The organism is Exiguobacterium sp. s130, assembly GCF_018619055.1.
GTDB lineage: Bacteria > Bacillota > Bacilli > Exiguobacteriales > Exiguobacteriaceae > Exiguobacterium_A.
This window is the reverse complement of sequence record NZ_JACSNI010000004.1, coordinates 79498-102123: the sequence shown is the minus strand read 5'-3', so window position 1 is coordinate 102123 and position 22626 is coordinate 79498. Positions and strand designations below refer to the sequence as shown.

The 22626-nt window shown below is 44.8% G+C and carries 22 protein-coding genes; 19 read left to right on the top strand and 3 right to left on the bottom strand.

The annotated features are described in order from the left end of the window. Positions 1-156: 156 nt before the first annotated feature. The gene (locus HZS85_RS11550; protein WP_214856113.1) at positions 157-1014 is read left to right on the top strand and encodes a YihY/virulence factor BrkB family protein; all 858 of its coding nucleotides are present in this window, start codon (positions 157-159) and stop codon (positions 1012-1014) included. Positions 1015-1064: 50 nt separating this feature from the next. Here HZS85_RS11550 and HZS85_RS11545 read toward each other — a convergent pair whose 3' ends face one another. Continuing rightward, positions 1065-1913, bottom strand: a complete 849-nt coding sequence (locus HZS85_RS11545) for a sulfite exporter TauE/SafE family protein (protein WP_214856111.1) — start codon at positions 1911-1913, stop codon at positions 1065-1067. A 116-nt stretch (positions 1914-2029) separates the two neighbouring features. On the opposite strand from HZS85_RS11545, the gene HZS85_RS11540 reads away from it, so the two are divergent. The 12 genes from HZS85_RS11540 to HZS85_RS11485 all read left to right on the top strand — a co-directional run bounded on the left by HZS85_RS11540 (position 2030) and on the right by HZS85_RS11485 (position 15352). Next, the gene (locus HZS85_RS11540; RefSeq protein WP_214856109.1) at positions 2030-2878 is read left to right on the top strand and encodes a LysR family transcriptional regulator; all 849 of its coding nucleotides are present in this window, start codon (positions 2030-2032) and stop codon (positions 2876-2878) included. Positions 2879-3024: 146 nt separating this feature from the next. Further along, on the top strand, positions 3025-3288 hold the full coding sequence (locus HZS85_RS11535) for a metal-sensitive transcriptional regulator (RefSeq protein WP_214856107.1): 264 nt from the start codon (positions 3025-3027) through the stop codon (positions 3286-3288). 55 nt (positions 3289-3343) lie between these two features. Next, on the top strand, positions 3344-3823 hold the full coding sequence (locus tag HZS85_RS11530; protein ID WP_023466937.1) for a DsrE/DsrF/DrsH-like family protein: 480 nt from the start codon (positions 3344-3346) through the stop codon (positions 3821-3823). Positions 3824-3845: 22 nt separating this feature from the next. After that, the gene (locus HZS85_RS11525; protein ID WP_214856105.1) at positions 3846-4205 is read left to right on the top strand and encodes a rhodanese-like domain-containing protein; all 360 of its coding nucleotides are present in this window, start codon (positions 3846-3848) and stop codon (positions 4203-4205) included. Positions 4206-4230: 25 nt separating this feature from the next. Beyond that, positions 4231-4527, top strand: coding sequence for a rhodanese-like domain-containing protein (locus tag HZS85_RS11520; RefSeq protein ID WP_023466941.1), 297 nt, complete (start codon positions 4231-4233; stop codon positions 4525-4527). Between the two features lie 28 nt (positions 4528-4555). After that, positions 4556-5131 carry a sulfurtransferase TusA family protein gene (locus tag HZS85_RS11515; RefSeq protein WP_214856104.1) on the top strand — a complete coding sequence of 192 codons (576 nt, stop codon included), beginning with the start codon at positions 4556-4558 and terminating at the stop codon, positions 5129-5131. Positions 5132-5166: 35 nt separating this feature from the next. Further along, positions 5167-6303 (top strand): MBL fold metallo-hydrolase, encoded by a 1137-nt coding sequence (locus HZS85_RS11510; protein ID WP_214856103.1) that lies wholly within the window; start codon positions 5167-5169, stop codon positions 6301-6303. 43 nt (positions 6304-6346) lie between these two features. Continuing rightward, entirely contained in the window at positions 6347-6574 is a 228-nt protein-coding gene (locus HZS85_RS11505) for a sulfurtransferase TusA family protein (protein WP_214856102.1), read from the top strand. Positions 6575-6757: 183 nt separating this feature from the next. Then, complete coding sequence (msrB, locus tag HZS85_RS11500) at positions 6758-7858, top strand: peptide-methionine (R)-S-oxide reductase MsrB (protein ID WP_214856101.1); 1101 nt, start codon at positions 6758-6760, stop codon at positions 7856-7858. A gap of 143 nt (positions 7859-8001) precedes the next feature. Then, positions 8002-10902 (top strand): S8 family peptidase, encoded by a 2901-nt coding sequence (locus HZS85_RS11495; RefSeq protein ID WP_214856100.1) that lies wholly within the window; start codon positions 8002-8004, stop codon positions 10900-10902. A 145-nt stretch (positions 10903-11047) separates the two neighbouring features. Then, positions 11048-13618: a HAMP domain-containing sensor histidine kinase gene (locus HZS85_RS11490; RefSeq protein WP_214856099.1), complete on the top strand. Its 2571-nt coding sequence runs from the start codon at positions 11048-11050 to the stop codon at positions 13616-13618. Between the two features lie 195 nt (positions 13619-13813). Further along, positions 13814-15352, top strand: coding sequence for a GGDEF domain-containing protein (locus HZS85_RS11485; RefSeq protein ID WP_214856097.1), 1539 nt, complete (start codon positions 13814-13816; stop codon positions 15350-15352). 78 nt (positions 15353-15430) lie between these two features. Here HZS85_RS11485 and HZS85_RS11480 read toward each other — a convergent pair whose 3' ends face one another. Further along, positions 15431-16069 carry a FusB/FusC family EF-G-binding protein gene (locus HZS85_RS11480; RefSeq protein WP_214748485.1) on the bottom strand — a complete coding sequence of 213 codons (639 nt, stop codon included), beginning with the start codon at positions 16067-16069 and terminating at the stop codon, positions 15431-15433. 123 nt (positions 16070-16192) lie between these two features. On the opposite strand from HZS85_RS11480, the gene HZS85_RS11475 reads away from it, so the two are divergent. The 3 genes from HZS85_RS11475 (at position 16193) to HZS85_RS11465 (ending at position 17919) form a co-directional block, all read left to right on the top strand. After that, positions 16193-16927 (top strand): hypothetical protein, encoded by a 735-nt coding sequence (locus tag HZS85_RS11475; protein WP_214856096.1) that lies wholly within the window; start codon positions 16193-16195, stop codon positions 16925-16927. 64 nt (positions 16928-16991) lie between these two features. Continuing rightward, entirely contained in the window at positions 16992-17441 is a 450-nt protein-coding gene (locus HZS85_RS11470; protein ID WP_214856095.1) for a general stress protein, read from the top strand. Between the two features lie 28 nt (positions 17442-17469). Further along, positions 17470-17919, top strand: a complete 450-nt coding sequence (locus HZS85_RS11465) for a universal stress protein (RefSeq protein WP_214729837.1) — start codon at positions 17470-17472, stop codon at positions 17917-17919. A gap of 40 nt (positions 17920-17959) precedes the next feature. Here HZS85_RS11465 and HZS85_RS11460 read toward each other — a convergent pair whose 3' ends face one another. Further along, positions 17960-18151: a hypothetical protein gene (locus HZS85_RS11460; protein ID WP_035411129.1), complete on the bottom strand. Its 192-nt coding sequence runs from the start codon at positions 18149-18151 to the stop codon at positions 17960-17962. Between the two features lie 134 nt (positions 18152-18285). Between HZS85_RS11460 and HZS85_RS11455 the strand changes: the two genes are divergently transcribed. From HZS85_RS11455 to HZS85_RS11445, 3 genes are all read left to right on the top strand, one after another. Beyond that, positions 18286-18729 carry a MarR family winged helix-turn-helix transcriptional regulator gene (locus HZS85_RS11455; protein WP_023466958.1) on the top strand — a complete coding sequence of 148 codons (444 nt, stop codon included), beginning with the start codon at positions 18286-18288 and terminating at the stop codon, positions 18727-18729. A 30-nt stretch (positions 18730-18759) separates the two neighbouring features. Then, positions 18760-21426, top strand: a complete 2667-nt coding sequence (locus HZS85_RS11450) for an MMPL family transporter (RefSeq protein WP_214856094.1) — start codon at positions 18760-18762, stop codon at positions 21424-21426. Between the two features lie 84 nt (positions 21427-21510). Then, positions 21511-22359 (top strand): MBL fold metallo-hydrolase, encoded by an 849-nt coding sequence (locus HZS85_RS11445; protein ID WP_214856093.1) that lies wholly within the window; start codon positions 21511-21513, stop codon positions 22357-22359. Positions 22360-22626: the final 267 nt, after the last annotated feature.

Genomic DNA, 22626 nt, shown 5'->3' with positions numbered 1-22626 from the left:
ATACAATCTCTGTTCCTAGTGTACCTCGCGAAGAAACGAAGCGCCAAACTTGAATGATGTATAAGGTTGTTATAAGTTCAAAAGACTTCCAAAAGTTTAAAGAAGTTATGAAATGGGGGATAGTGTAGAGAATGAGTTGAAAGTGAGGAAATTTGTATGTCTTTAATCAAACCTGTATTTGCCCGTTTTTTTGGTGAAGCCTTTTTTGATAAATCGGCTCAGCTCGCCTATTATCTGATGTTGTCCTTATTCCCATTCTTATTATTTGTGGTTGGGATCGTCTCGTTCTTACCGTTTACGTCGGAAAACGTGCTGGATTTGATTCGACCATTTGCTCCAGCAGAAACGTACGACTTGATTCAGCGGAATGTCGTCGGAATCTTTGATCAAGGCGGCTTTAAGCTTGCCTCGATCAGTTTCATCGCCGCTTTTTGGCTTGCTTCGATGTCGGTCCAGTCACTTGTCCGCTCGCTAAACGATGCGCTCGAAGTGACACGGAAAGCACCGTTTTGGCGCGGGCTGTTGCAAGACTTCGCTTTTACAATCGGGATGATGATCATCTTACCGATTTCATTGATTGTTCCGATTTCAGAGAAACTAACACGACGTTTCATCAACCACTTTGCGATTGTCGCTGATTTCGTGACGAACTACTCTTGGATTTGGTTCTTATTCCGCTGGGGAATCGGGACATTGTTCTTACTTGTCTTTTTCATCTTATTGTATCGGATCCTACCGAGTGTCCATTTGACTGTTCGTCAGGTACTTCCCGGGGCGATCTTCGCAACGATTGCTTGGCAAGTCGTTTCGGAATTCTTCTCTTACTACGCTGAGTTTGGAAGTTACGACCGTCTTTACGGTCAGCTTGCCGGAATCATCGTCTTGATGACGTGGTTCTATTTATCTGCTGTTGTCTTGATGTTAGGGGGACTGATGAATGCGGAACGCATGCGTCAGAAAAAAGAAGCAAAAATCATGAAGCCGCAAAAAATCAAAGAAGAGAGCGTGCGTTAACGATTGAGCACGAATAAAAGCAGCTGACGGTGTGTCAGCTGCTTTTTCGTTTAGGCAGTTTTAATAATTCGGTAGCCAAAGATGCTTAACAGACTGAGTGTGAACAAAGCGAGTAAGACAAGTGACAGGTAAGGAAGACCGAACACTTTGACGATGACGCTTAAGGCGACAACACCATAAAAGATCCCTAACGTCTTTTGGACGAACGTCTCATTGAAGCGTTGCAAGAGTGAAGCACCAAGTGGAGAACCGATGAACGCACCGATGATTAAAGCAATCCCAAGTAATAACGGAGCACTGGTTCCGGAAGCGACATAACTCGTCACCCCTCCGAGAACGATAAGGGTTGCAGAGGCAATACTCGTTCCGATTGCTTGTTTGAGCGGGAAGCGAACCCACCCAATCAAGAGGGGGGTTAGTAAGAACCCACCGCTGACACCCATTAACGAAGAGAGAATTCCGGCAGCGAGTCCGATGATGGCAAGCTTCACGACGGAAGCATCATGGACCGGAAAAGACGAACGCTCTTTAGAACGAGGGCGTAGAAATTGAATCGAAAACCCAAGCAGTAAGACGATATACAAACTCGATAAGACGACATCGGCACCAGCATGACGCTCGAGCCAGAAGACGACTGGCGTGATCAACATTGAACCGATGATGCCGGTCAGACCGATAACCCCAGCATCGCGAAAACGGAATGTCTTTAACCGAAGATGCGAGAGCGTACCGGTCATAGTCGAACCGAGTGTCAGCAACAGACTGAGGACGATCGCGGTACTCGCTTCATAGCCGAGAATCAATAAAAGTGGGGTAAGGATGATGCCGCCACCAATTCCAAAAAAGCCAGAGAGTATGCCGATGGTTGCTCCTAACAAAGTAAATGATATATATATCATGAAACAGTCCTTCTTTCTAATACATGATACCTTAAGTATGAAAGAGGAATTCTTGATTATAAAAATGAATTAATTAAATATAAATGATTATGAAATGTAATAAGGAGAGGGGATTCGTGAAATTAACGGAACTGAGAACATTCGTTACACTCGTCGAGACACGTCACTTTACGAAAACAGCGGAGCAGTTATTTCTGTCGCAACCGACGATTAGTGTTCACGTGAAACGACTCGAAGAAGATGTCGGGCATTCGTTATTAATACGTGATTCATTCGCAATAGGGGTCGAGGTATCGGAAATGGGTTGGATCGTCTATCGTCATGCAAAAGAAATTCTATTCCAGCTCGAACAGATGCAGTCCCAGTTGGATGAATCGGAAGGTGTCTTCCGAGGGACCTTACGGATTGGAGCAACACATACGATCCATGAGATATTGCTTGATGATATGATTCATCTGTTTTCACGCGCTCATCCTGAAGTATCACTGGATATTCAGTTGATGAATCATGATCAAGTGGCAGCAGCTTTAAAACATCGTGAGATTGATCTCGGCATGATTGAAGGAGAACTGACACTTGATGGAATGAGACAAATCGTCTTTGCGAGAGATCAGCTACACATCATTGGCGCGATGCATCTTGCACTCGAAGATGCGACATGGATCGTTCGGGAAGAAGGATCGGCGTCCCGCTATGCACTTCATCGTTGGCTACATGCGTCGTCAATCGTACCCGCACGAACGATTACAGTAGATGCTAATTATTTAGCACGACAACTTATTTTAAATGGGAGCGGTATTGGAGCATTATCGGAACGTCTCGTCACATCCTTTCCGTCCGAGTCCTTTACGCTTCATGCGAAAGGAATTTCCAATCGGACGTTTCGCTATGTATTACCAGAGAAGATGCCCACTCGACTAGCAGAGCGTTGGATCGATTTTTTAGAGACGAATTGGAAAGGCTGAGTACAAAAAGATTTTCGGACTCACTGAACATAGTGATGAATCCGGAAATCTTTTTCGTTGACTTATACCCCTGTAGGTATTATTGTGTGAAATGTACCAACGAGGTATGACGTATGTCACATTTGAAAAAAGGAGATGGACTTCATATGGAAAACGGTTATGAAGATCGCATCATTCATCGGATGAATCGGATTGAAGGACAGATCCATGGGATCGTTCGAATGATGAAAGAAGAGGCGCCCTGTAAGGATGTCGTTACACAGCTGAGTGCGACACGTAGTGCAATCGATCGTGTCATCGGTCTTGTCGTCAGTGAGAACTTGATTGACTGTGTCCGTCAGGATGATGCGACGGAAAATCATGAACAAGCCGTTGCAGAGGCTGTTCAACTCTTAATGAAAAGCAGATAAAATTTTTTACGAATCAATATACCCCTCAGGGTAAAAATTTGGAGGGATTACGTTCATGTCAGATACGAAAAAAACAACCATCGTTTTATTTAGTGGAGAGTACGACAAAGTCATGGCAGCTTATATCATTGCCAACGGTGCAGCCGCATACGATCACGAAGTCACGATTTTTCATACCTTCTGGGGTTTGAACGCGATGCGTAAGGATGAACCGATCCAGCCGGATAAAACATTCCTTGAGAAGATGTTCGGTAAGTTCATGCCACGCGGTGCTGATAAGATGCCACTCTCGAAAATGAACTTCGGTGGTGCCGGTCAAAAAATGATTAAAAACGTCATGAAGAAGCACAATGCGATGCCACTTCCGGACTTGATCGAATTAGCAAAAGAACAGGACGTCAAACTCGTCGCTTGTACGATGACGATGGATCTGCTCGGCTTAAAACAAGAAGAATTGCACGACGGCATTGAGTATGCAGGAGTTGCCGCCTATCTCGCTGATGCGGAGAACGGAAACGTCAATCTATTCATCTAATGATCTGAAGGAGGAATGACGCATGGATGTACTATCGATGATCTTGTTGCTCATCGTCGGCTATCTCGCTTATAAGATGTTTGTACCAACGAAAGGCGTCAAGCAAGTATCGACAACGGAACTGAAGCCATTGTTAAACGACCGGAAGCGATTTTATCTCGATGTTCGGACAGCATCAGAATTCAAGGGCAATCACATCAAAGGATTTAAGAACATTCCGTTACAAACGTTAAACAGTCAACTGAATCAAATCCCGCAAGACAAAGAAGTGCTCGTCATCTGTCAAAGCGGGATGCGAAGCAAACAAGCCGTCAAAGTATTAAAAAAAGCCGGTTATTCAAATGTCACGGAAGTCCGTGGCGGAATGAATGCCTGGCGCTAAATCGAATCAAGAGGAGGAATTGAACATGAAACGCATGACAGCAACAGAAGTACAGGAAAAAATTGAACGTGGTGAACAACTGAACGTCATTGATGTCCGGGAAGTCGATGAAGTCAAAGAAGGAATGATTCCGGGAGCAATCCACATTCCACTCGGATTGATCGAATTCAAGATGAACGAACTCGACAAGAAAAAAGAGTATGTCATGGTATGCCGTTCTGGTGCACGCAGTGGTCGCGCAACGACATATCTCGAAGGACAAGGATATGACGTGACGAACATGGATGGCGGCATGATGTCGTACGAAGGCGAAACGAAATAATACCCCACACCGTAAAGGAGCGAATTGTATGACTATGATTAAATCAGATATCGTATTGGACGCTAAAGGTCTCGCTTGTCCGATGCCGATCGTTCGGACGAAAAAAACGATCAAGACGTTAGAACCAGGACAAGTCATCGAAGTCCAGGCGACGGATAAAGGATCAACTGCAGATCTTCGTGCTTGGGCGAACAGTACCGGCAATCATTATTTAGGCACGATTGAAGAAGGCGAAGTGCTCCGTCATTACGTTCGGAAATCAACAGGTGATGTCACGGAACCAGCAGCATTCGCTCAAACCGTCGACAACGCAACAGTCGAAGCAGCACGCCAAGACGATTCGATCACGGTGCTTGATGTTCGGGAACAAGCAGAATATGCCTTCGCCCATGTACCGGGAGCGATCAATATTCCGTTAGGCGAACTGGAGACACGCCATGTAGAACTGGATTCAAATCAGACGATTTATGTCATCTGCCGGACAGGTAGCCGAAGTGACATGGCATGCCGACAGCTCAGTGACAAGGGCTACACGGTCTACAATGTCGTACCGGGTATGCAGGAATGGGCATTTGAGTCGACAACACTCGTTTCAGCGAAATAATTCAAAAGCGTAAAGCAGAGGAGGAATTAGTAGATATGGCACAAGCAATGACAGCCGCACAAGTTACAAAAAAAATCATTGGACGTGAGTCTCTGTTCATCTTAGATGTCCGGAATGAGGATGCGTTTCAAGATTGGAAAATCGAAGGAGAGAACTTCAAGTACCTCAACATTCCGTATTTTGAATTGTTGGATGGTGTCGAGGAGATTCTCGATCAGCTTCCGACGGATCAGGATGTTCTCGTCGTTTGCGCAAAAGAAGGTTCATCGATTTTCGTCGCCGATATGCTAGAAGAAGCAGGACGAGACGTATCGTATCTGTCAGGCGGTATGAAAGCATGGAGTGAACATCTAGAACCGATTTCACTCGGAACGCTGAATGAAACAGGAACTGATCAAGGCGAAGTCGTTCAGTTCGTTCGAATCGGTAAAGGTTGTCTCTCGTATATGGTCATCTCAGAAGGAGAGGCCGTACTCATCGACGCGACACGAATGACAGATGTGTATTTGGATTATGCCGCATCACGCAACGTCACGATTAAGCATGTGTTTGATACACATCTTCATGCGGATCATATTTCTGGAGGACGCGACATCGCCGAAAAAACAGGCGCGACATACTGGTTGCCGCCAAAAGATGCGACGGATGTCACATTTGATTATGCACCACTTGAAGACGGTAGTACGGTTCAAGTCGGGGATACAGCGATTGAAGTACGTGCTCTTTATTCCCCAGGACATACGATTGGATCAACGTCATTCATCGTCGATCAGCGTTATTTATTGACGGGTGATATCTTGTTCATCGACTCGATTGGTCGTCCGGATTTAGCCGGTCTCGCGGAAGACTGGGTCGGCGACTTATGCGATTCGCTCTACAACACGTATCGTGATCTTTCACCAGAACTCATCGTCTTACCGGCACATTTCATGATCATTGAAGAATTGAACACGGATGGTAGTGTAGCGGAAAAATTAAGCATCTTGCTTGCGAACAATCATGGTCTCAACATCGACGATGAAGCAACATTCCGGAAAATGGTCACAGAGAACCTGCCGCCACAACCGAACGCGTATCAAGATATCCGTGAAACAAACATGGGGAAACAGACACCCGATCTTGAAACACAACGGGAAATGGAAGTCGGACCGAACCGCTGTGCGGTACGCTAAGCCAATGCATAACGAACATCAAATCATTCAGGAGGAATACAACATGAAATCAGAACTCGTACTCGACGCAAAAGGACTTGCTTGTCCGCTGCCAATCGTAAAAACAAAAAAAGCCATCGCTGGACTCGAATCAGGTCAAATCCTTGAAGTCCATGCAACGGATAAAGGGGCAAAAAACGATCTTCAGGCGTGGGCGACATCAGGTGGTCATGAACTCGTCAAACATGAAGAAGAAGCAAGCGTCCTCAAATTCTGGATTCAAAAAGGTTAATGTTGAAAAGAGCCGATATAAGGCTCTTTTTTTGTGGGTAAAAACATAATCACTTTTCATATTGTTGAAGGTTCTTCTTTTGAGCACATGCTACGACAAGCCAGCATCAGCGCGTTACAGTTAAATAAAATAACATCCAATAAACGTCGCGCGACGTAAGCTAAATAAAGGAGGCGAAGGAAGATGAAGAAACGAATGTGGACAGTTTTATCCGTCATTGGTCTCATCGTCGTCATGGTCGGGGGATACTTCGTGTTCCAGCAACAGCAGGCAAAATCAAGTGGTAGTAAGGAATTGAGTTATCAACCGGAAGAGACGGCGATCTTAGCTGGAGGATGCTTCTGGTGTATGGAGCCACCGTTTGAGAAGTTAAAAGGAGTTAAATCGGTCATTTCCGGTTACACGGGCGGTGATGTTATAAATCCGACATACAATCAAGTATCGGCGGAGACGACAGGGCATCGGGAAGCGGTGTTAATCACGTTTGATCCAAGTGTCATCTCATATAAACAATTGCTCGATGTCTACTGGCGTCAGATTGACCCGACGGATGCAAACGGTCAGTTCGTTGACCAAGGGGAATCGTACACGACAGCGATTTTCTACACGAATGAAAAACAAAAAGAAATTGCAACGCAATCGAAACAGGGTTTAGAGAAACAACAGGTTTTTGATGAAAAAATCGTCACACCGCTGATTGCAGCAGGTCCTTTTTACGAAGCGGAGGCATACCATCAGGATTATTATTTAACGAATGAGAAAAAATATAAGTTTTATCGGGCAGCTTCTGGACGCGATGACTTTATCAATCGCTACTGGAACGATCAACCAAAACTTAACCTTCCAACGTATCCAAAATTATCAGACGCAGAAATTAAAAAGAAACTAACCGCAATCCAGTACGAGGTGACACAAGAAGACGGGACGGAGCCGGCATTTGATAATCCGTATCATGACTTAAAGGCAGACGGGATCTACGTCGATCTGATTTCTGGCGAACCACTGTTTTCATCAAATGATAAATATGACTCGAAGACAGGATGGCCAAGTTTTACAAAACCACTTGAGCCGGGGAATATCATTGAGAAAAGGGATTTCTCGATCGGGATGAAACGGATGGAAGTTCGGAGCCGACATGGGAATGCACACCTCGGACACGTCTTCTCGGATGGTCCAAAACCGACCGGACTTCGATATTGTATGAACTCGGCTGCTTTACGTTTCATTCCGAAAGAGGAATTGAAACAAGAAGGATACAGCGAATATGTAGCAGATTTTAAATAATCATTAAAGGCATTCAATGCGTGTGAGCATTGAGTGCCTTTCCTTTCAAAATTGTAAGATACATCCATAAAATAAATATCCATTTTATCCATATCCTGTTTATAATCAAGGTAAAGTACGTCCATTTTGAAGGAGGAACATCTGTGAAGAAACTGATGATTTGGGTCATGCTGAGCTGTCTGATTTTGACGCTTGGAGTAGGACCTACGACAGCAAAGGCGGAGACTGCCCTTGCTAAAGCAACGCTTTTGAAAGCAGGTCAAGAGACGACGCTTGAAACAGGAACGGAAGAAAAAAATACATATTGGTACCGCGTCAATCATGAAGCGGGTGTAGAAAAAACTGCCTCTCACTTCGAGTTATCAATCGATACGGATCAACCTGTTCAAGTAACAGCTTATCCGAGCGAAGCGATGGCTGCAGAAGACGATACGTTTGATCGTTACCGGACAGAAGCAGAGCCAAATGAAAAAACACCGACAAAACTAGCTGTTCCATACGCATGGGATGGACCGTATTATGTCAAAGTAGAATATTACCCGAACATCGAAGAAGGGAAGACGACAAAAGCAGCGCACGCTAAACTAACGTATAACAACGTCAAATTGCCGGTTGAGTATGAACCGATCAATGATATCAGCTGTATGGCAGAAGAAGCGCTCAAACAAACAAAAGAAGAAAAACCGATGCTTGCGCTCATGCACTCGATTCAAAAACAAGTATTGAGCCAATCAGATGCTGGACGCGCTTTGACATCGCTTTACTACAAAGCATCGCCTTATGTCGTCAAAACACTTTTATTTAACAAAGATAAGCGTCAACAAGCATACGAAGATTTAAAAACATTGAAACCAGCGATGGAAGCACTCGTGCGTGGAACGTCATACACGTTGACGAAAGCTGATCAACAAGCTGTCGATCGTCTTTACAAATTATCACGTGAAGCGTCACCTACTGTGATCGCTGAAGAGATTGATGGATATGCAAATAAAATGGATATCTCGAAATTAAGTGGTAGTTCGTTAAGCGAAACATTCCAGTCAATGGGTATGAGTATCCAATCAAAAGAAGCAACACGTTACATCGTCAAACTAAAACCAGGTAAAATGAACCGTTCGATGAAGATTGCGGGCGTTCAGGCAAATGATGTAGAACGTTTATCCCTTGGCAATGCGGGAGACTTCGTCATCGTAACGGAAGATCCGACGGTCAAAGGACAATCAGCGGCAGCATTAAAACAATCACTCAACCGTTCGTCAGCGGTCGAGTACGTTGAAAAGATTCAGACGTACCGGGCGATGAAGGATATCAACTTTGATTATCAATGGGCCGTCAACAAAAAGACTGTCTTCGAGCAATTCGATAACGTTGGAATCGGTTTTGAAGCGTTCCAACAACGTTTCGGAACGAAAAAATTAGCGCCTGTGAAGATTGCGGTCATCGATACAGGTGTTGATTATCGTTTGAAGGACTTACAAGGCAAAGTTGATATCGCAAATGAAAAGAACTATGTTTCTGTTAATGGAGACGGGGACGCAATTGATGACAACGGTCACGGAACACACGTGGCAGGCGTCATCGCAGCAACGATGAACAATGATTACGGTATCCAGGGAATCCATCAATCGGCACAAATCCTGCCGGTTAAAGTCTTGAATGCGAACGGTGAAGGGGAAACAGACGCCATCGCACTCGGGATTAAATATGCAGTTGATCACGGCGCAAAAGTCATCAATATGAGTCTTGGTGGCGGTGAGAGCCGGACGATGGCTTATATGATGAAATATGCAGCAGATCATGGTGTTACGGTCGTAGCTGCTTCAGGAAATGACTACGACATGATGGTCGGTTACCCAGCGAACTCGGAATATGCGATTTCTGTCGGAGCGACGAACCCTCTCGGAATGGTAGCGGATTATTCAAACTATGGTGTTGGACTTGATGTCGTAGCGCCAGGATCAAAAGTGGCTAGTTTGATTCCAGACGGTAACACGGTGTACATGGATGGAACAAGTATGGCTTCACCACATGTTGCCGCAGTAGCGGGTATCTTGAAATCACTAAATTCGAAACTGACACCAGCGCAAATCGAACAAATCTTGCGCAAGAGTGCAGAACCGCTTGCGTTTGAAAATCCGAATGACTGGTATGAATTTGAAGATGAGGACGAAGATGGTGAGAAAATCGAGCCTGAGTTCCCAGCTTACGTCAGTCCAGTCGCTGGCTACGGGAAAGTCAGTATTCCACGTGCGATCTCCCAGTTGAACTTGAACGGGAACGTCAATGATGTCTACGATAACCAACTAGTTGTTTCTGGAACAGTTAAGACAGGGACGAAAGTTGAAGTGTGGGCAGCTGTCGTAACAAAAGATAAGAATGGCAAAGAAACAACAACGAATAAAAAGTTAGCTGCAACAACAGCACAAGCAGGAAAATACAGCGTCAAGATTCCGCGTCAAAACCAAAAAACAGTTCTGACTGTTCGCTATGCAAATGGATTAGACGTCACATCGGAACGGACAGAAGTCCTTCCTGGAAAAGCACCAAAAGCACCAAAAGTGAATGCGATTCTTGCCGGTGCGACAAAAATGACAGGTACAGCTCTTGCGGGTGGTACGATTACAGTCAAAGATGCGAAACAAAAGAAAATTGCAACAGCGAAAGTCGATGCAAAAGGTAAGTTCAGCGCGAAGTTACCAAAGCAAGTGGGTGGTTCAAGCTTGATCGTTACGGTGACGGATATTGCAAAACGAACAAGTAAACCGACGATCGTAAAAGTCTTACCAGCACCAAAGGCACCAAAAGTGAAATCGGTCTATGCCGGTCAAACGAAAGTAACCGGAACAGCTGAAAAGAAATTGAGTGTCTACGTAAAAGATGCGAAGAAAAAAGTCATCGGAAAAGGAACGGTTTCTTCAAAAGGAAACTATTCCGTCAAAATTCCGAAGCAAAAAGCAAAAGTGAAACTGTCGGTTTACGTTAAGAATACACGCGGACAAGTGAGTCCTGTAACGTCTGTGACAGTGAAAAAAGCGAAAAAATAAGAGTATGAAAAGACCTTTTTTCGGGTACATTCCGAGAAAAGGTCTTTTTTTGTACATCTTAGCTGTTGCTTCGAAAGCGTTTCTATTATATTAAAAGAAACAAATGAAAAAGCATCATTCAATGAATGATGAGGAGGATACATTCATGATGAATTGGATTCGGCGACGAATCGGTCGGCAGTTGCTGACGGTTTTTTATGCGGTACTGATCGTAGTATCGATTACTTCGTTCTTTGTCTATGACTACATGGAAGGGCGAATTGAAACGTCTAAACAAAATTTAGAAACGATCAGTGAACAAAATCGCCGAGCCAACGATTTATGGGACAATTGGCAAACGGTTCAGTTCGGTTTACGAGGGTTTGTCATCTTTGGAGACCAGGATCGGTTTGACGAGGTTCAAGCACTTCGAACAGATATTAAAAGTGAGACCGATTGGTTCATGCGAAACGCAAAAACGGATGAAGAAGAAGAATTCGCGGCACAAATGACGAATTTATATGAACTGTACTATGACGCCTTATTTCCGCTGACCCAGTCTTACGTCAATGAAAAAAAGGCGAATCGGATCAATGAAGACTTTTTACAGGGAGATAGTCTATTTTCCTTACCAATTGCGAAACGATTCGTTGAACAAGGACAGTTAAAGCCAACTGCAGACGGTTCGATCGATATTACGCCAGATATTGAAAAAGCATCTGCGGCACTTGATGAATACCGGACGAATCTCAGCCAACAACAAGAAACCGCTGTCGGGGAACTGCGGAGTGAAGTCGCGAAGTCACAATGGATTTGGATCTCAAGTATCGTTGTGCTCGTCGCATTCATTCTCTTATTCGTTCACCCGTTCCTTCGCCGGATGACGCGGCAGTTGTTACGATTAGTAGACGATAATCAAAAACTTGCTCGCAAGGAACCAATTGAAATCGATAAGACGACAGAAAAACGTCCAGACGAAATCGGATTATTACGTGCTTCCTTTAATCGGATGGTCGTGACGACGAATGCTCATACGGATGCGATGCAAGGTAAAAATGAAGAATTGCAAGCGCAAAGTGAGGAATTGCTCGCGCAACAAGAAGAGTTACAAGCGCAACAAGAGGAACTCGAAGAAGCGTATCAAACGACGAAAAAGAATGAGGAAAAGTTGCGATTACGTAGTGAACTAACAGAGGCACTTGCCGTTCGCGAAACTGTCGAATCGTATCCAGCAATCGTTCAAAAGATGATCGATATCACTTCTTCAGAGTACGGTGCTCTATTGCTTTATGAAGAAGGGCAGTTTATGGGTGCAACAACAAACGGCATGACGATGGACTATTTAAAAGATCTCCTGAAAGATGAGATGTCCGTCATCAATCGATCGGTTCGCAAGATGGAATTCGTTCAATCGGAGAAGCGCGTTACACGTGAAAAAGAGCATCCGTATTCCTTTAGTACGTATGAGGTGACGATTCCGGTTCAAGATCCAGAAACGCATGAATTGATTGCTGCCATCTATCTCGTTCGCTACAAATCTGCATATAAAGGACAACAGCTGACGGATATTCGCGAGTTTGCGCAACAAATGACGCTTTCACTTCTACGGACGCGTTCTTATGAAGGAATGCGTCAGGAAAAAGAAAAGACCGAGCAAGTGTTGGACTCAATTCGAGAAGCGATCATTTATCTCGAGGATGGAAATGGAGAGTTATACGTCAACCGTCCATTGTTTGACTTGATTCCAGAACTTCAAACGGAATTCACAGTAGATCGGACGTTACCTTCGAGTGAGTACGTCATTGATGTGATGCGTCAGTTGGTGGATGATGTTGAAGCCTTTAATACGTATCTGGATTTAATTCGTTCCGGTAAGATTTCACCGGACAAAGTCCGATTTGATGTTCGAAACAATACGGCGCATCTAGAAGTCTACGCGGAACGCATTGATGTCGTCGGGGGATGGAAGGGAATCATTCTCGTCTTACGGGATATTACCCGGGAAACAGAAGCCGATCGTCTAAAAACAGAACTTGTCTCGACTGTGTCACATGAATTGCGAACGCCGCTCTCATCGATTTACGGTTTTACAGAGTTGATGCTAAATCGAAAGATCGATGACTCAAAACAGCAGAAGTATCTAGCGACGATCCATAATGAGACAGAACGATTATCGAACCTCGTCACGGACTTCTTAGACGTTCAACGGATGCAGTCGGGTGGACAGTTGTACCAAATGGCACATCTTGATTTGCTCAGCCTAACTGAACAAGTGATGTCCCTGTACGACGCTTCAAGTGAACGACACGATCTTCATTTGCAATTGCTCAGTCCGGATCGTCCATTCATATTAGGAGATGAAGACCGGATCAAACAATTGATGAGTAACTTGATCAACAATGCAATCAAGTATTCTCCCGATGGCGGACGTGTAGATGTCTGGATCGATACGAAAGATGATCAAGCCATCATTGAAGTGAAAGATGAAGGAATTGGAATTCCTCACCATGCATTTGCCCACTTATTTGATAAATTCTATCGTGTCGATAATTCCGATACACGTCGAATCGGTGGAACTGGACTCGGTTTATCGATTTGTAAAGAAATCGTCAAAGAACATGAAGGCGTCATCCACGTCGAATCTGAAGTCGGTAAAGGCAGTCGCTTCATCATCGTCTTACCGCTCAGTTTAAGTGAATCGATCGAGTCGACAGAAGAGAATCGACGTTCTAGTTAAAGAAAACATGATGTATTTCTGTTAAACCGTGTTCAATCCGCTAGGTGCGAGCACGGTTTTTTCTTATGTTTGAAACGAGTAATCTTGTCAAAAAAGATTTCAATAAAATAAAAAAAGAGTGAATAAACAGCAATCCTGAACCGATATACCTATAGGACAAACGAACTATGGTTAAAAAAGAAAGGGGGAATCGTCATGTATGAGAAATGGCTGGGAATCGTTATAGGCTGGTTACTGTTTCATATCGGCTGGGTGACGTATATGGGCACGGAAACGGCAATTGGACAAGTCGTTAACAGTCTGTTCACGATCGGTGGTGTAACGATCTCCCTCTATTTGATTTGGCGGGCACAGCGACGCCAGGCAAGACGCCCTTTTACTTACCGCTTATTTCTTCTATTATTATTCGCTAATGCGATGCTTGGTATCGGCGAATGTGGACAGCTCCTATACTTCCTGCAAGGACGTACACGAACGGAACCGTTTGATTGGATCGACTTGATCTTCAGTCTTCAAATCTTGATCTATATCATTGCTTTCGGTTATTTCCTGCGTAATCGACGACAAGAAGTCAATTTGCGGGTCTTTTTGTTCGATGAGTTCATCATTTTAGTCGTTGCAGGATCTCTTTCGTGGCACTACTTAGTGACGCCTTATTTAGAAGCAAATGCCTTGCTGACGATCGAAACGCTTTTATGGCTTCGCTATCCGATCGGTGATTTATTGTTGCTCGGTGGAATGATTGTCTTATTCTTTGGTTTGATGAAGCGTGGCAATGGCGGCTCGTTATTATTGATTCTACTCGCATTTCATTTTCAGTTACTCGCTGATCTATTATACGTGGTACTCGAACGATTTGATTATCCATTTCCTTCGAGTTGGCTCGATCCGTTATGGTTAGCGACTGTCCTGATTGTCGGGCTTGCCGCGTATCGCTTTGATGCTGAGGAATCTCTCGTTCCTCTTGACGTTACACGGAGGTGGATCGATGTCTTACGTTTGATCACTCCTTACTTATTCTTATTGATTCTATTCGTGACGATGGCACGACAAACGATTAGTTGGAACGGTTTGACGATTGGATTAATGATTGCGATTCCGTTGTTGATTTCCCGTCAAATCCGGATTGTTGTTGACAATCAACGGTTGCGCGAAAATCTCGAAGCGAAGGTGGAAGAGCGAACGGAAGCATTAGCAACTGCCATGGAGGAGATGCGACACATGGCATATCACGATGCCTTAACAGGGTTACCGAATCGATATCTGTTTGCGCGACTGTTCCAAGACGCCTTGTACCGAGCGGAAGCGACTGACGGGCAGGTTGGGTTGTTCTTTATTGACATCGATCACTTCAAAGAGATTAACGATACGTATGGACATCATGTCGGAGATCAACTCATCGTCGATGTCACGACACGTCTACAAAAGAAATTGCCGCCCAATACAGTCATTTCAAGACAAGGTGGAGATGAGTTCGTCGTCTTGTTATTTGACGTTGAACAAGAAGCAGAAGTCGTGCAGTGTGGGGAACATCTCGTTTCCTTGTTCCGACAGCCGTTTCACCATGGTATCATTCCACTTCCGGTAACAGCGAGCATCGGTGGAGCAATCTATCCGGCGCATGCAGCCTCGCGATCGGACTTGATCGAGCAAGCAGACCTAGCGATGTATGAGGCAAAACGTCGCGGGAAGAATCAATTTTGCTTGCATGATCCAGCGATAATGAACACATGAACGTCGTCACATTCAAAAACACGCTCGTATACCGAACCTTATCGGATCAGTCATACGAACGTGTTTTTTTGATGCCGATCATTTCTTTTGCGTGCGTGCTAAGAACGTTTCAATGACTTCTGGATTCGTCACAGCTTGATTACATGCATCGCTGTCGATACACATATGATGACCAATCGTCTGATGCTGTTCAGTCGAACGGCGTGTCGTGACAGTTACGAGTGTAATATCACTATACGTATGACAAATCGCACAAATCCCTTTTTGAATCGATGGTAGATAGGTACCTTCTACGCCAATCCATTCACCATTCAAGGGATAGACGAAATATTTTTTCCGATTTCCGGTATCGTTCCAGCTTAAAAACGTCGTGTGTGTCCACTCAAAGGAGTGAAGTGACGGAATGTGTAACTTTTTCGTTTTTTTAAAGAGCTGTCGGATCCGTGATTCAGAAATACTCGGAAACGGTTGGACGAACGGTTCGACATGTGCTAAATACGCGAGGAGATCCTGTTCGGATTCAGCGTCACGAATGTTCGTCAGCAAGATTTCCTGTTCCGGTGTAAGTATTGGCAATAGATCAAATATCTTTTCAGCGGCACTGTACCGAACAGCATCACGAACATCGGGGTCATGAACGGCTGCGAATTGATGTTGCAGCAGCTCGACTTGATTCCGAATGAAATTGTATTGATAGGGTAGTAAAAATGCGTCCATTCTCGTTCCTCCTTTTCCTTTCATCGTACCGTAATTTGGCAACAGAACAAAGCGACATTTTAGTTTTTCAGACTTCTACAGCGGGAATTAAATAACAGACTGAACGAGGAGGTGAAAAGAGAAGTGCAGTATTTAACATTTTTACGCTTGATGAATGTAGGAGCATTCCTCTTTGCAATGCTAGCACGCGTCGTTTGGCAACATCCGATGACCATTCTTAAGTTATCTCTTGTTCCTGCACCATTCTTTGACGCCATTGCCGGTGTCGTGTTTACGACATTATTGATTTGGTGTATTCGACCGGTACGTGCCTTCCCTGCGGATCGAGAACTGATTGAAGATATCGGAGGGTGGCTTGCATTATCACTCGTGACGCTTGGAATCAGTAGTATGAGTGGCCCCCCTTGGGAACTCGTCTCGACGACGATTTCTTTCATCAGCCTTTGCTTAGTCTATATGAAAATTCAACACCATCCCCGGCGTTCGCCGTGGATGCGCTCTCCATTTTCAGTGTTGCTTGCCTGGATCAGTACGATGCTATTGATTTTACCATTTCGGATCTTGTCGGATTTTCAGTTCACTTCTCTATTCAGTCTTTCCGAAACCCAATGGAGCACGATTGCGCTCGCATTAGCTGTTATCGGTGGACTCCTGTTCATCGCAATCCATTCAGATTGGGTATTTGGTCTCGCACTCATCTGGTATTTAGCTGGACTATTGTTTAACGAACGTCTCATTCTCTTGCAACAAATCATAGCGGGAATTGGCATAATGTGTGTTTTACTCCTATGTTATTACGTCTTTCAGAAACGTCAACGTCTTTTTCGACAGCATTCACCTAAGTCTTCTTCATCCTAGTCATGTTTTAGATGAATTTGGGGTATATCTCATATAGTTGCTATAAAAGGGGGAGACGTGTGTCATGGGAAAAAAACAATGGATTGGTGTCTATCAAAATGAGACGGATTTGATTCGAAAAATTGAGGATCTACATTTTGCGGGTTACCTAGAAGAAGATTTGTATGTCGTGTTGCAAGACAAAACCGATATGGCGATGTTACGTGGGCAATCGGCGGCGCAACTGGTCTCTGGAAAACGGACGCTGTTTGAGCGGTTTACAGGCAAACCAGCTTCGGCTGAGGAAATTCAAACCGCTTTTACGGAACTCGGATTGCCGGAGGCAGATATTCGGCAACACGTCTTACGTGTCCAACAAGGCGATTATGTCCTGTTGGCAGACGAAGCAGGGGCTTCTCGTCCTGCGCCGGAACCAAAAAGTATTCTGGAAACAGAGCCAGAGGGAATCGAAGCGGAACGAAAACTTGATCACGAAAACCGTGCCCTTGAAAATGAAAATGATCGGATGTTGTAAGAGAGTCGTGCGGAAAGGATGAATTTTGATGGAGAGCCAATATCATACGATTTTGGTAGCAGTCGACGGATCAGAGACAGCAGATTTAGCATTTGAGAAGGCAGTGAAATTTGCCAAACTTGATCATGCTAAACTCGTCATCGCCCATGTCATCGATATTCAGACGTTTGCTAACGTACGTGCCAATAAACGTTTCATTGATCAAAACGTTACCGAATATGCACAAGAATTGCTCGATCGTTACGAAAAGCGGGCACGAGAAGCAGGTGTCGAGACAGTTGAGCTGATCATCGAAAACGGCTCTCCGAAAACACTGATTCCAAAGGTCATCGCACCACGCGTTGGTGCGGGTCTGATCGTCTGCGGAGCAGTCGGGACGAATGCGATGGAACGAATCATGATTGGGAGTGTTTCTGAAAACATTTCCCGTTATGCAAAATGCGATATCTATATCGTCCGTCCGAAAACCTTGAAGTGACATAAAACAGCACACATCAGCCGATGTGTGCTGTTTTATGTCACGTTAGAAAGTAATAGAAAATACCTAATAAAATCAGAATGATCGGGAGAAAAATGAAATACATCCAAGACATATTTTTTGCCGAAGTCTTGTGATCGTACTGCTCTTCTGCTGGTTGCTTAGCAATCCGCAACGTAAAGATGAGTCCGACGAGACAAATGACTAATGCGATCCAAAATAAAGTCAACATAAGCATGCTCCTCTCTTCCTTTATCATACAGAAATTGGTCATGTTCTGCATCGGTAAGTTGTGACAGTTTAGAGTTGACAGACTTCTAGTTGAGGGGCTAAACTAACTTCATAAGTTTAGGGGGTAAACTAAAAATGAAAGACAATTTACGTGAAGCAGTCCTCCTGTTTGAAGAAGTCATGATCCACGGAACAGAACGCGTGTTGAAGTCGGTCGAAGCACCCGTTTGGCAAATGTACTCACCGGAACAACTTCATGTGTTGAAGCTCGTCGGAAAATATGGACCGATTTCGTCCGGACGTCTCGCGGCAGTACAGGGTGTTCACAAAAGTGCCATCTCGAACCGGCTGAAAAAGTTGACGGAAAAAGGTCTCGTCATCGTCGAACGTCGAGAAGATGATCACCGAACGAAGTACATCTCTTTGACGGAAGCAGGTCGGTTAGTGGCAACTGAAGCGGAGCAAGAAATCTATACGTATCTGGAGAATTTGATTGAAGGAAAAGTCGAAGAAGAAGAAATCATCCAGTTCATTGAAACCTTCAAAAAGATTAAAGAGATTTTGCAGTTGAATGATTAAAAACAGACAGAGGGAAGAGGAGAATCAGACATGCGACAAATCGTCAAATGGCGCTGGGCAATTCTTGCATTATTGCTCATCGTCACAGTAGGTTTACTATTTACGGCACCAAACTTGGCAAAACAAGCAGAGGACGCAGGGGCGATTCAGCTTGCAAATGATGCTGATTCACAGCGAGCAGCTGATATTTTAGAAAAAGCGGGAGCAAGCGAAGAAACGATCTCGCTTGTCATTCCGCTCAAAGACAAAGTCAGCGATGCCGATCGAAAGTCGATCGGGCAAATCGTTCAGGATTTAGAAGCACTCGATCGTCCGGTCACGGATGTGCTCGATCCGTTTGAAAACAAAGAGACGGAAGGACAGCTCGTCTCAAAAGATAAAAAGACGGTCCTCGTACCGATCACAGTCGACGGTTCGCAAGAAGAGATCGTCAAACTGGCAAAACAAATCCGGACGGATCTTTTACCAAAGGATCAAACGATTTATCTAACGGGTGAAGCGTTAATCAACGATGACGTTAATACGAGCTCGCAAGAGGGACTGAAGCGGACGGAACTGATTACCGTCGGATTGATTTTCGGACTGCTTCTGCTCGTCTTCCGTTCAGTCGTCACACCGTTCATCCCACTCGTTGCGGTTGGGTTTACGTACCTGATTAGCCAATCACTTGTCGCCTTTTTTGTCGACTGGTTCGGCTTCCCGGTATCGAACTATACGCAAATCTTCCTTGTTGCCATCCTGTTCGGGATTGGAACGGACTATTGTATTTTGCTACTGAGCCGGTACAAGGAAGAGTTGACGGCAGGACACGATGTCGAGACAGCAATCGTCAATACGTATAAGACAGCAGGGCGTACGTTACTCATCAGTGGTCTTGCTGTTCTTGTCGGTTTCTCAGCGATTGGGTTTGCGGACTTCCCAATCTTCAAATCATCGGTCGCTGTTGCGGTTGGGATTGCCGTCCTCTTACTCGTCTTATTTACACTTGTCCCCTTCTTCATGGCGACACTCAAAGAAAAATTATTCTGGCCGTCAAAGAAGGCAGCGAGTCACCAAGATAGCAAACTGTGGTCACATTATGGTGGGTTATCGATCCGTCGTCCTTTACTTGCGATGATCATCGTTGCGATCGTCACGGTCCCGACACTCTTTACGTACGATGATGACCTCTCGTTTAATACTGTCGATGAGATTGGTGCGAAGTATGATACGGTCAAAGGACTGAATGCGATCTCGGATGGATTTGGAGCAGGTGAGTCGCTCCCGGTCAATGTCATTCTTAAGAGCGACAAAGATTTGATTACAGAAAAGACAGTTCCTTATGCGGAACAGTTGAGTCGTGAGCTCGTGAAAATCGACGGGGTCAAATCGGTTCGTTCGATTTCTCGTCCGACAGGCGAAATCATTAATGACTTCTACGTCGATCGTCAATTAAAACAAGTTGCTTCCGGCATGAAGAAAGCAACCGCCGGTCTTACGGATGTTCAGTCTGGTCTGACGACAGTTGAAGACAATCTCAACGGTATTACAGGACAACTACCGGCAGGAGACTCGGCTTCAGCAGGAGCAAGTCAGTTGCAACAAGCAGCAGACGGACTTGGACAGATCAACCAACAGTTGACGCTCGTCGGTCAAGGTCTGCAATCGACTCAAAATATCCCGCAAACCATTGGGACATTAAATGCCTTGTCTGGTCAATTGAGCCAAGTTCAATCTGGCATCAGTCAAGCAGCAAGTGGAATAGCCTCACAAGGAGCACAAGCCGGTCAACTTGGAAGTGGGCTGACACAACTTGCGGATGGTGTTGGTCAAGCAAACACAGGGCTTGCGAAAATTAGTAATGGTCTAGATGACATCTCGAATTTGTTAACCGAGATGGGACAAGCGACATCGATCCGTGGGACAGGTGTGTTCGTACCAAAAGATACGTTATCGGACAAGGCCTTTAAACCAGCAATTGACCGTTACGCGATTGATCAGCAAACCGGATTGAAGTTTGAAGTCATCCTCAAAGATGATCCGTATTCACCAGAAGCGATTCAAACCGTCGCTGCAATCAAAAAGACGACAGCGAATACGATCAAAGGAACACCGTTTGAAGACAGCACCGTCGCATATGGCGGGATTTCAAGCGTTAACAGTGACTTAAACGATACGTCGAAAGCCGATTTCAAACGAACGGTGACGGTCATGCTGATCAGTCTCTTCGTGATTCTAGCAATCATGTTCCGTTCGTTGATCATGCCGTTGTTCATGATCGGTTCGTTATTGCTGACGTATTACACGTCGATGTCGATCGCTGAATTGATTTTCGTCAATGGACTTGGATATGACGGTATCAGTTGGGCTGTTCCGTTCTTCGGATTCGTCATGTTGATCGCTCTTGGTATCGATTATTCGATCTTCCTACTCGATCGTTTCCGGGAAGAGACGATCAACGGACTCGATACGAAGGAAGCGATGTTCCTGTCGATGAAAAAAATGGGGTCTGTCATCATCACGGCAGCGATCATTCTTGCAGGAACCTTCGGGGCGATGATGCCGTCTGGTGTCTTGAGTCTCGTTCAAATCGCGACGATTGTCATCACAGGTCTACTTTTGTATGGATTAATCGTCTTACCACTCTTGATTCCAGCGATTACAGTTTCGTTTGGTAAAGGGGTCTGGTGGCCGTTTCGACCAAACGCTAAAAAATAAGAACTAACCAAACCGGGTTCGTCTTCTAGATGAACCCGGTTTTGTCATGACGTATACTAAGAGCAGATGATAAGGAGGTAGAGCATGCAACACTTCAAACAACTGACTTCACGGATTTGGTATCAGACACCGGTCAGCGAGACGGATCGCCCGATTCTCGCCGTCGTGCGTGGGGAGAAGCATCAATTGATGATTGACGCGGGAAACTCGTCAGCCCATGCCGCTTTGTTTTTAGAAGAAATGAAAAAACACAATCTTGGATCACCTGACTTATTGGCCCTGACCCACTGGCACTGGGATCATATTTTTGGAATGAAACATCTCGGTCTGCCATCGATAGCAACACAGCAAACAATCACCCGCATGAAAGAGATGCAACCATACGCTTGGACGGATGCAGCATTACAAGAACGAATGGATCAAGGGATCGAGATTCCGTTTTGTGCGGATGCGATCAAGCTCGAGTTTGGTACGACACGCGATATTGAAGTCGTCTTACCGACGATTGGCTTTACTGGACAATTGGAAATTGACTTAGGTGGCGTGCAGTGCCAACTGATTGAAGTCGAAAATGATCATGCTCCTGGTAGCCTACTCGTCTACATTCCGGAAGAACGCGTCGTGTTCTTAGGAGACGCGATGTATGCGGATATCTTTTCATCGAAGTGGAATTATACGGTCGAACGGACGAAGCGCTTACTCGCAACAATCGATCGTTTAGAAGCCGATTATTATGTCTGGTCGCATGGAGAAGCGATGCCGAAGTCTGAATTTGAAGAAGAGGTCAACATGTTGCGTCGAGCCATTCGTGTAACGGAAGCGACCGGAGGACGACTGAAGGATATGCGGACTTTATATGCAGAAGAGACAGGACGATCGTTGACGGAAGACGAAACCGAAACATTGATCTATTTTGCAAATGGAGTGAAATGACAGATCGTAACAAGGGATAAAACGGAGGACGTCGAAATAAAAAAGTACTACGAGCTTGTTAAAGGGAGCGGTACTATATGACAAAGCCAAAATTCGAACGGGATGAAACCATCGATCGCGTTTTTTTTTGGAAAAGCGGGCATCTTTTCATTTTTGGTTATCGTGGGAGGCATTCTATATCTACTATATGATCTGTACGTACAATGATCGGAACGCATGCGTTCCGATTTTTTGAATTCAGGGGAGTGCACGAAAACCAGATATTGG